General features: G+C 63.9%; 11 protein-coding genes and 1 pseudogene. 10 read left to right on the forward strand and 2 right to left on the reverse strand.

What is annotated here, in order from left to right:
- The 3 genes and pseudogenes from A3728_RS23350 to A3728_RS21375 all read left to right on the forward strand — a co-directional run.
- Nucleotides 1-273, forward strand: a pseudogene (locus tag A3728_RS23350) (MATE family efflux transporter); the annotation flags it as partial.
- The gene (locus A3728_RS21370) at nt 273-1,148 is read left to right on the forward strand and encodes a 50S ribosomal protein L11 methyltransferase (RefSeq protein WP_067928561.1); all 876 of its coding nucleotides are present in this window, start codon (nt 273-275) and stop codon (nt 1,146-1,148) included. The pseudogene A3728_RS23350 and the gene A3728_RS21370, both read left to right, overlap by 1 nt.
- Before the next feature lie 109 nt (nt 1,149-1,257).
- Nucleotides 1,258-1,602 carry a hypothetical protein gene (locus A3728_RS21375; RefSeq protein ID WP_067928564.1) on the forward strand — a complete coding sequence of 115 codons (345 nt, stop codon included), beginning with the start codon at nt 1,258-1,260 and terminating at the stop codon, nt 1,600-1,602.
- Nucleotides 1,603-1,706: 104 nt separating this feature from the next.
- Here A3728_RS21375 and A3728_RS21380 read toward each other — a convergent pair whose 3' ends face one another.
- Nucleotides 1,707-1,925 carry a DUF1127 domain-containing protein gene (locus A3728_RS21380; protein ID WP_067928569.1) on the reverse strand — a complete coding sequence of 73 codons (219 nt, stop codon included), beginning with the start codon at nt 1,923-1,925 and terminating at the stop codon, nt 1,707-1,709.
- Nucleotides 1,926-2,266: 341 nt separating this feature from the next.
- Between A3728_RS21380 and ruvC the strand changes: the two genes are divergently transcribed.
- The 5 genes from ruvC to A3728_RS21405 all read left to right on the forward strand — a co-directional run bounded on the left by ruvC (nt 2,267) and on the right by A3728_RS21405 (nt 5,987).
- Nucleotides 2,267-2,773: a crossover junction endodeoxyribonuclease RuvC gene (gene ruvC, locus A3728_RS21385; protein ID WP_150120944.1), complete on the forward strand. Its 507-nt coding sequence runs from the start codon at nt 2,267-2,269 to the stop codon at nt 2,771-2,773.
- Nucleotides 2,770-3,450, forward strand: a complete 681-nt coding sequence (ruvA, locus tag A3728_RS21390; protein ID WP_067928573.1) for a Holliday junction branch migration protein RuvA — start codon at nt 2,770-2,772, stop codon at nt 3,448-3,450. Before ruvC ends, ruvA begins: the two co-directional genes overlap by 4 nt.
- A 67-nt stretch (nt 3,451-3,517) precedes the next feature.
- Nucleotides 3,518-4,318: a GIY-YIG nuclease family protein gene (locus A3728_RS21395; RefSeq protein ID WP_150122069.1), complete on the forward strand. Its 801-nt coding sequence runs from the start codon at nt 3,518-3,520 to the stop codon at nt 4,316-4,318.
- Nucleotides 4,315-5,334, forward strand: coding sequence for a Holliday junction branch migration DNA helicase RuvB (gene ruvB / locus A3728_RS21400; protein WP_067928580.1), 1,020 nt, complete (start codon nt 4,315-4,317; stop codon nt 5,332-5,334). Before A3728_RS21395 ends, ruvB begins: the two co-directional genes overlap by 4 nt.
- Nucleotides 5,331-5,987 carry a hypothetical protein gene (locus A3728_RS21405; RefSeq protein ID WP_067928584.1) on the forward strand — a complete coding sequence of 219 codons (657 nt, stop codon included), beginning with the start codon at nt 5,331-5,333 and terminating at the stop codon, nt 5,985-5,987. The genes ruvB and A3728_RS21405 overlap by 4 nt, the downstream gene beginning before the upstream one ends.
- 7 nt (nt 5,988-5,994) lie before the next feature.
- On the opposite strand, the gene A3728_RS21410 is transcribed toward A3728_RS21405, so the two are convergent.
- Nucleotides 5,995-7,782, reverse strand: coding sequence for a PAS domain-containing sensor histidine kinase (locus A3728_RS21410; protein WP_067928588.1), 1,788 nt, complete (start codon nt 7,780-7,782; stop codon nt 5,995-5,997).
- Nucleotides 7,783-7,911: 129 nt separating this feature from the next.
- Between A3728_RS21410 and ybgC the strand changes: the two genes are divergently transcribed.
- Both ybgC and tolQ read left to right on the forward strand, forming a co-directional pair.
- Nucleotides 7,912-8,325: a tol-pal system-associated acyl-CoA thioesterase gene (gene ybgC, locus A3728_RS21415; protein ID WP_067928591.1), complete on the forward strand. Its 414-nt coding sequence runs from the start codon at nt 7,912-7,914 to the stop codon at nt 8,323-8,325.
- 106 nt (nt 8,326-8,431) lie between these two features.
- A complete protein-coding gene (gene tolQ, locus A3728_RS21420) occupies nt 8,432-9,127 on the forward strand; it encodes a protein TolQ (RefSeq protein ID WP_067928595.1) in 696 nt (231 codons plus the stop codon).
- The last annotated feature ends 13 nt before the right edge of the window (nt 9,128-9,140 follow it).

A 9,140-nucleotide genomic window follows, 5' to 3' on the forward strand; every position in this document is an offset into this window, starting at 1 on the left:
GCCTTCAACAACCTCGGGCGGCCCGGGTGGTCCACATTGGTGAACTGGATCAAGGACGGCGCGTTGAGCTGGCCTGCGGCGGTGATGCTGGGGGCGCTCTTCGGCGCGCCGGGGGTCATCTACGGGCAGGCGCTGGCGGGGGCCGTCGCCGGGCTGGTGGCGGCGGTCTGGGGCTGGGTCTTCGTCCAGCGGCTGGGGGTCACGCTTGCCCCTGTGCCGGATCCGGACTATCCGCGCCCCTATCCCAATCCCGACAGATACCGGAGACGCTGATGCCCACCTTTACCGCGCTGACCACCGTGCCGGGCCGAGAGGCCGCCTATGCGCTGGGCGATGCGCTCGAACGGCTGGAGCCCGCGCCCACCGGCGTCGGTGTCTTCGAGATGGAGGACGGATCGGGCCTGTGGGAAGTGGGCGGCTATTTCGAAGAGGCGCCGGATACCGCCAGCCTTGCCCTGCTGGCAGCGGCCAAGGGGGCAGGGGATTTCGCGGTCTCGGAACTGCCCGAAACCGATTGGGTGGCCCATGTCCGGCGGGAGCTTGCCCCGGTCGAGGCGGGGCGCTTCTTCGTCTATGGCAGCCATGACGCGGACAAACTGCCCGAAGGCAACCGCATCGCGCTGCTGATCGAGGCGTCCATGGCCTTTGGCACCGGTCACCATGGCACGACGCTGGGTTGTCTGCGCGCGCTCGACCGGCTGGCCGACGACGGCTTTGCCGGGCGCAGCGTGGTCGACGTGGGCTGCGGCACGGCGGTGCTGGCCATGGCCGCCGCCCGGCTGTGGGACGCACCGGTGCAGGCCAGCGATATCGACGCCGTGGCGGTGGATGTGGCGCGGGCCAATGTGAAGGCGAATGATCTCGAAGGGCGGGTGCACTGCATCGAGGCCGCGGGCTTCGACCATCCGGAGCTTGCCGCCGCAGCCCCTTTCGATCTGGTGTTCGCCAACATTCTGAAAGGTCCGCTGATCGCTTTGGCCGAGGATATGGCCGGCGCGATTGATTCGGGCGGATACGCGATTCTGTCGGGCATCCTGAACGAGCAGGCGGACGAGGTGATTTCCGTTTATGCCGGTTTCGGCATCAATCCGGTACACCGAGAGAGCATTGGTGACTGGACGACGCTGACGATGCAGAAGTCGCCTTAATTCAGCACCATTTATGGCAAAATTGGAGCAGTTGCCCCGAAAATGCCATAATTGATTTGTATGGTTTTCCTTGACGAACGGTGGGGGCCGAGAGTTCACGGAGGCTGCCATGATCCAGAGTCATGACAAGTTTAACGAACGCCTGACCCTGCTGAGCGAAAAGCACGCCCGGATGTCGAATGGTTATGTCGCCAGTGTACGAAGCGACGGGCTTATCGTGGTCAGGCCGCGGCGCGCGCGCGTTGCCTTTCCTTTGCGGGGGCTGGGGCTGCTGACCGTCGGATTTTTCGTGTTCAAAGCCTTCATCCTCGCCGCCATCGGCCCCGTCACCTACAACGAACGCCTCGCGAACCTGCAGGCGGGCAATCCGCTGGAACGCGCGGGCGCATGGGTCTTGCAGATCGATCCGCTGACCGATGCAATAGCCGGCTTTACCGGCCCGGTGCTGCGATAGCCCGCCCGGGGCGCGCGGCGGTCCGGCAATTTTGCGGGTGCCATGAAAAAAGCCGCGCTCCGGTTGCGGAAGCGCGGCTTTCCCGGCCCGGTAGAGGGTCGATGTCAGCGGATGAGGTAGGAGTTGGCGACGTAATCGATATCGCCACGGATCAGGCCGATGTCCTCAAGCTCACGGTCCGACAGCGAGGACAGCGCCTTGCGGGTCACGCGGGAGTCGTTCCAGGAAACGAACGAAGCGACCAGATCGGTCAGGAAAACAATTGTACGGTTTACGGCCGACGCTGTGCCGTAGGTGGTGCGGGTGGTATCGAGTGCAGCCATGCGAGCCGTCCTTCCATAGATATGAGGCCGGACCGTCCGGCTTCTGCGGCCGAGTTAGGCTGCCGGATTGCCCGCCGCAATCGCCAGATTTGCATGTGTGCTCTGCGCGTTTTGCATAGGTCGAATAGGCGCTAACCGAAGGTTATCAAAGGGTAAATTGGGGTGATGAATGTGTCGTTTTCAGTCTTCGGTGTGGCGGTTTCAGGAACCGTGTCCTCAAAGCGACGCCTTGGATGTCGCGTCTGGACAAGGACCGAATTTCTTGGCGGATGTTCGCCTTTCGTGCTAGTGCAACAAAAAAACAACAGACAAAGATGAATCGGGCAGGGGTGAGTGCTGTGATACGTGTGATCGGAATCGATCCGGGCTTGCGCAACATGGGCTGGGGCGTGATCGACGTCGCCGGTAGCCGCATCGCGCATGTGGCAAACGGCGTCTGCACATCGGACGGGGAGACACTGGCGCTTCGGCTGCTGTCGCTTCATGCGCAGCTGACCCGCGTGCTGGCGACCTATCGCCCGCAGAGCGCGGCGGTGGAACAGACTTTCGTGAACAAGGACGGGGCCGGTACGCTGAAGCTCGGGCAGGCCCGTGGCATCGCCATGCTGGTACCCGCGCAGGCGGGGCTGAGCATCGGCGAATATGCCCCCAACCAGATCAAGAAGACGGTCGTCGGCGTCGGCCATGCGGACAAGGGGCAGGTGGCCCATATGGTGCGAATGCAGCTGCCCGGTGTCGTGATCGAAGGGCCGGATGCGGCCGATGCGCTCGCCATCGCGATCTGCCACGCCCATCAGGGCGGGATCGATGCGCTGTCGCTCGCCGTGGCGCGGGCGGCCCGGGCATGATCGGCAAGATCACGGGCCGGATCGACCTGCGCGCGCCGGATCATGTGCTGATCGACACCGGGGGCGTCGGCTACATCGTACATTGTTCGGAACGGACGCTCGCGGCCCTGCCGGGGGTGGGCGAACATGTGGCGCTCTATACCGATCTGGTGGTGCGCGAAGACCTGATGCAGCTCTTCGGGTTCCGCACGCTGGCGGAAAAGGAATGGCACCGCCTGCTGACCTCCGTGCAGGGGGTGGGCGCCAAGGCGTCGCTTTCCATCCTCGGGGCGCTGGGGCCCGACGGCGTCAGCCGCGCCGTGGCACTGGGCGACTGGAACGCCATCAAGGCCGCCAAGGGCATCGGCCCCAAGATCGCGCAGCGCGTGGTGCTGGACCTGAAGGACAAGGCCCACGCCGTCATGGCGATGGGGACCACATTGGCCGATGCGACCGGCACAACGCCCGCCCGCCCGGGCACCGGGGCAGCCGGGGACGACGCGGTGATTGAAACCGCCCCCCGCGTGCCCGATACCACCGTCTCCGCGCAGGCCGAAGCACTGTCCGCACTGGGCAACCTGGGCTATGCGCCCGGCGATGCCGCAGGCGCCGTGGCGCAGGCCGCAGGCGATCTGCCCGATGCGGATACGCCCACCCTGATCCGCGCAGCGTTGAAACTGCTCGCGCCGAAGGGCTGAGGCGATGCCGATCCGGTTCAACCAGCTACTGCTAGAAGCCGGATTTGAACCGAGACGCTGTACCATCATGCTTCATACCCCGCGGGAGCGGGAATTGCGCGCGAAACTCGGGGATATCTTCATGCGCAACCCCCTCGCTTTCGACGGATACCAGCACATTCACAGCGCGCCCGGTGGCCGTACCCTTTCCGGCCGACCCCATGTTGCGAGTTTTGTCGGAATGGCAGACGGAACCTGCGTTTTCGCGGCTTTGTATGACGTGGAGAACTGCGGGAGGCTCTCCGCCGAGGAACTGGCGCGGGAACCGACCGTCATGCGCCTGCTCACAGACTACGGACTGGACCACCGCAACCATACCGACCGTGATTTTTTCCGCCTGCATCGTCGGCAGGAGATGAGCGAGTTTTCCGGGCGACTGGTCATCAACCCCACGCGGACCCGGGCTTATATCCGATTGGCGGAAACGCTCGATCCGCAGGTCGTGGCGCTTTCGCGCGAAGATATTTTCGACACGCCGGTGGGCGATTGGCGGGAAGCCACGTTCAACGGCGTCGAACTGCGCGTGCTGGGTCCGTCCGCCGCTGCCCGGTTACGGGAATGGCGCGGGATATACCTGATCGTCGATGAAAGCGATGGTGCGCGGTACGTGGGTTCCGCCTATGGCGAAACCAACCTGCTGGGTCGGTGGCAGACCCACGTTGCGCGCGATACGGGCGTGACCGCCGAACTGAGCCGCAGGGATCCGGTGAACTTCCGCTTCTCCATTCTGGAGCGTGTTTCGCCTGACATGCCCCCCGAAGACGTCATACGCCTTGAACGCACATGGATGGACCGTCTTCATACCATCCGTTATGGGCTGAACTCATGACAGAAGCCGATCCTACCCTCCGGGCCGAACCGATGCCCGATGATCCTGACCGGGCGCTGCGGCCGCAGATGCTCGATGAATTCGTGGGTCAGGCCGAGGCCCGCGCCAATCTGCGTGTTTTCATCCAGTCCGCCCGGCAGCGGGGCGAGGCGATGGATCACACGCTGTTCCACGGCCCGCCGGGGCTGGGCAAGACCACGCTGGCGCAGATCATGGCGCGCGAGCTTGGCGTGGGTTTCCGCATGACCTCCGGCCCGGTGCTGGCCAAGGCTGGTGATCTTGCCGCGATCCTGACCAACCTCGAAGCGCGCGACGTGCTATTCATCGACGAAATTCACCGCCTCAATCCCGTGGTGGAGGAAGTGCTCTACCCCGCGCTGGAGGATTTCGAGCTGGACCTCGTGATCGGTGAAGGGCCTGCGGCGCGCACCGTCCGGATCGAATTGCAGCCCTTCACGCTGGTAGGCGCCACCACGCGGATGGGGCTTCTGACCACACCGCTGCGCGACCGTTTCGGCATCCCGACCCGGCTGGAATTCTACACCGAGGATGAGCTTTTCGTCATCGTTGACCGCAACGCCCGCAAGCTGGGCGCCCCCGCCGACGAGGGCGGCGCGAGGGAGATCGCGCGCCGTGCGCGCGGCACGCCGCGCATCGCGGGCCGGCTGCTGCGCCGGGTCGTGGATTTCGCCGTGGTCGAGGGCGACGGGCGCGTTACCCGGGAACTGGCGGACATGGCGCTGACGCGGCTGGGTGTCGACGGCATCGGCCTCGACGGGGCGGACCGGCGCTACCTCCGGCTCATTGGCGAAAGCTATCAGGGCGGCCCGGTGGGCATCGAAACCCTTTCCGCGGCGCTGAGCGAAAGCCGCGACGCGCTCGAAGAGGTGATCGAGCCCTATCTGCTGCAACAGGGGCTCATCCAGCGCACGCCGCGCGGCCGGATGCTGGCGCAGCGGGCGTGGAGCCATCTGGGCATGACGCCCCCGCGCGGCCAGTCGGACCTTTTTTCATGAACGCCGATACCGATACCCCCGCCACACTGACCCCCGAAGAGGTCGAAAGCCTCTTCACCCGCAGCGATGGCAGCTATCTCTTCGCCCGCTGGGGGCGGGCCATCGCGCCCATCGTCTTTGGCGTTCAGGATGAAACGCTCGCCGTTGTGCGCGAGGCGGTGCAGGGGGTCTGCGCGCTCGCCGGGCACGAGATGACGGAGATGGACGCCGAACTGGGCAGCAACCTGATGTTCTTCTTCTTCCGGGACTGGGCCGAACTGCCGGAGGTGCCAGGCATGGACCGGCTGGTGCCGGAACTGGATGACCTCGTGGCCCGGCTTTCGGAGGCGCTGGCCAACCAGTACCGGCTTTACCGTTTCGATCCGCAGGGGGCGATCAAGGCCTGTTTCGTCTTCATCCGGATGGACGAAAACCTGCAGGCCGTGCCCGCCCAGACGCTGGCGCTGTCACAGGCGGTCCAGTCCATTCTGCTGTGGTCCGACAGGGCCTTTACCGACCGTTCGCCGCTGAAGGTGGCGACAGGCGAAACGACGGTGCTGCGCCCCGACATCGCCGTGCTGGTGCGGGCGGCCTATGATCCGGTGATGCCGGTTTGCGCGCAGGATCCCGCGCACGCGCTACGCCTTGCGGCGCGGCTGACGCGACCGGTCTGAGGGGCCGCTACCCCGCCATCCGCACGACGTTCGATCCATGCGCCGGCAGGTCGAACCAGAAGCTCGTTCCGGTCTCATCGCTGTGATAATCGATTCGCCCGTCTAGCTGGTCGAGGATCTTCTTGGCGATGCTCAGCCCCAGCCCGCTGCCTTCGCGCCGCCGCGTGTCCGTCTTGTCCGACTGGACGAAGGACTGGAAGATCACCTTGCGGAAGTTATGCGGGATCGGACGCCCCTTGTTGGAGATCGTCACCCGGTTGTAGGCCCCCATGGCGGAGATCTCTACCGTCACCACCGATTTGGGGTCAGAGAACTTCGTCGCATTGGACAGAAGGATGCGCAGCACCTGCGACAGCATGTCGGGATCGGTCACACACTTCAGCGCGGGATCCATCAAAGGTGCTTCGATCTTCACATCGAATTCGGCAGCCTGATCCCGTGCCGCCTCCTGCGCCTGATCCACCGCTTCCTTGAGGGATACGGGAATCTTCTCCTTGATGCTGCTGCCGCTGGTCAGGGAGCTGACTTGCAGAATGTCGTTCAGCAGGTTCTTCAGACGCAGCCCGTTCCGCTGCGCGATGGCGATGAGCGCGGTTTCCTTTGACGCGGGTGCCCCGGTGTAGAGCCCTTCCAGCAGGGAAAGGGCGCCCAATATCGATGTGACCGGGGTCCGCAGCTCGTGGTTCACGGTGGAAATGAATTCGCTCTTCATGAAGTCGAGCTTGCGGGCCTCGGTGATGTCCACGATCTGGGAAAGGAACATCTGCGGCGCACCCATATCGTCTCGCACCACCGTCAGGCTTAGCTGCCCGGTCAGCAATTCGCCGCTCGCGTGGAGGTACTTCTTTTCGATCGTCATGCTGTTCTGGCCGGAGCGGACCAGTTCGCGGGCCGACTGGATCGTCGCTTCGCGGTCACGGACCAGCGTGACCTGCCGGAAGCCCTTTCGCATCAACTCCTCGCGCGGATAGCCGAGGAATTCGCAGAGCGCCGGGTTCACGTCCAGCCATTTGCCATCCATCGTGGACAGCGCCATGCCGATCGGGGAACGTTCCATCGCGGCGCGGAAGCGGTGTTCGCTTTGTTGCAGCTCGGCCTGGGCCAGCTTCTTTTCAGTGATGTCGCATTGCACGCCCATCAGGGTAAGCGGGGTGCCATCGGCGTCGTGGCGGATGACCGTCGCGTTGGAGCGCATCCAGCGCCAGTCACATTCACCGACGCGCCGGATCCGGAATTCGATCTCCGTCCGCTGGGCACGGCCCGCGATACAGTCGCCTAGCGCGTTGCGCACGATTGCCCGGTCTTCGGGATGCACACGGCGTTCGAAGGCGCGGTGCGGATCTTCGGGCTGGGCCTTGTAGCCCATCTGCTTCAGCCAGTGTTCGCAAACGGTGGAGGTGCCTCCGCGCAGGTCGATCTCATATGTTCCCAGTTGCGCACTTTCGATCACATGGCTCAGCCGGCGCAGGAGTTCCGGGTCGCTCATGTCGAGTTCGGCGTTCTTCTCCTCGCACATGATGATCACGCCGCTGCGGCAGCATTCCATCTGGATATTCATGTCGAAGCGCCCGCCGCAGGGCTTGATGCCTCGCACCTCGGAAGAAATGGCTTCGTCCGCGCAGGCGGCCACCCGCTCCGCCAGTGGCGTTTCACCGAAATCGATGATGCTTTCGATATGAAAATCACCCAGCGGGGCGGCGGATTGGTTGAACAGGGAAAGCGCAGGCCGGTTGATATGCCTGATCACGCCGGAGGCGTCCATCGTGACAATTGCGATCTGTTCTTGGCCGAGCATTCCGTTAAACCGTGGGTAAGGAAGGAGTAGTTACGTCTTGGTCTCATTTTGGTTAAGCTTTGCGGCAAGAATAAGACATGATTATGCCTTTGCCGGGATCCCGGTTTCGCGGCAGCCAGGAGGGGGCGAATGAACGAGCCACATGAAAAACAGATCCGGGTCTACTACGAAGACACCGACATGGCCGGTATCGTCTATTACGCGAACTACCTGCGCTATATCGAACGCGCGCGCAGCGACTGGGTGCGTGATCTCGGCATCGATCAACTGGCCATGAAGGCCGAGGGTATCGTTTTTGCGGTGCGCCGGGTCGAGGCGGATTACATCGCCGTGGCCCGTTTCGACGATGTGCTGACCGTGCGCACGACGCTTGAATCGCTCTCTCCCGCGCGGATGGTCATGCGCCAGACGGTCCTGCGCGAGGCTACCCCGATTTTCGAGGCGCTCGTGACCGTTGTCTGCATCGGGCCTGCGGGCCGACCTGCGCGTCTGCCAGCGAAACTTCGCTTAATGTCCACCGGTTCACCCCGGGATACAGCATAATTCTGGCAATCACGGTTGCGCTGGGATAGTTTCGCGCCAAATGAAGCCCCGGTGAACGGGCGCGAGAGGCAATGCGCCCGGCAGGGCAGAATAAAGAGCAGGTTCGATGGAAGCAGAGACGCTGGCACTGGCGCAGGGGATCGATTTCTCCTTGTGGGGGTTGTTCGCACGGGCGACGGTAACGGTCAAACTGGTCATGCTCATGCTGGTCGGCGCGTCCTTCTGGTCGTGGGCGATCATCCTGCAGAAATTCGCGCAATATCGCTCCGCCCGGCGTGAGGCGGCGGCTTTCGATCAATCTTTCTGGTCGGGGGAGCCGTTGGACGGTCTTTTTGACAGCATCGGCCCCGATCCCGATGGCGCCGCCGAAGGAATCTTCGCCGCCGGAATGAGCGAATGGCGCCGATCGCATCGCGATGACGGCGGGCTTATTCCCGGGGCCACCGCCCGGATCGACCGCAGCATGGATGTGGCCATCGCCAAACAGGCGGAACGTCTGCAAAAGGGTCTGCCGGTGCTGGCCACGATCGGCTCTACCGCGCCTTTCATCGGCCTTTTCGGCACTGTCTTCGGCATCATGAACGCCTTCATCGAAATCGCGGCCCAGCAGAACACCAACCTTGCCGTCGTGGCCCCCGGCATCGCCGAGGCGCTTCTGGCCACCGGCATGGGCCTGCTCGCCGCCATTCCGGCGGTGATCTTCTACAACAAGTTCAGCGCCGACAGCGACCGTATCATCGGCACCTACGAGGCGTTCTCGGACGAGTTCGCCACCATCCTCAGCCGCCAGTTGGATAGCTGAACCATGGGCGCAG

It is taken from the genome of Sulfitobacter sp. HI0040 (assembly GCF_001634885.1).
In the GTDB taxonomy this organism is placed as follows: Bacteria; Pseudomonadota; Alphaproteobacteria; order Rhodobacterales; family Rhodobacteraceae; genus Sulfitobacter.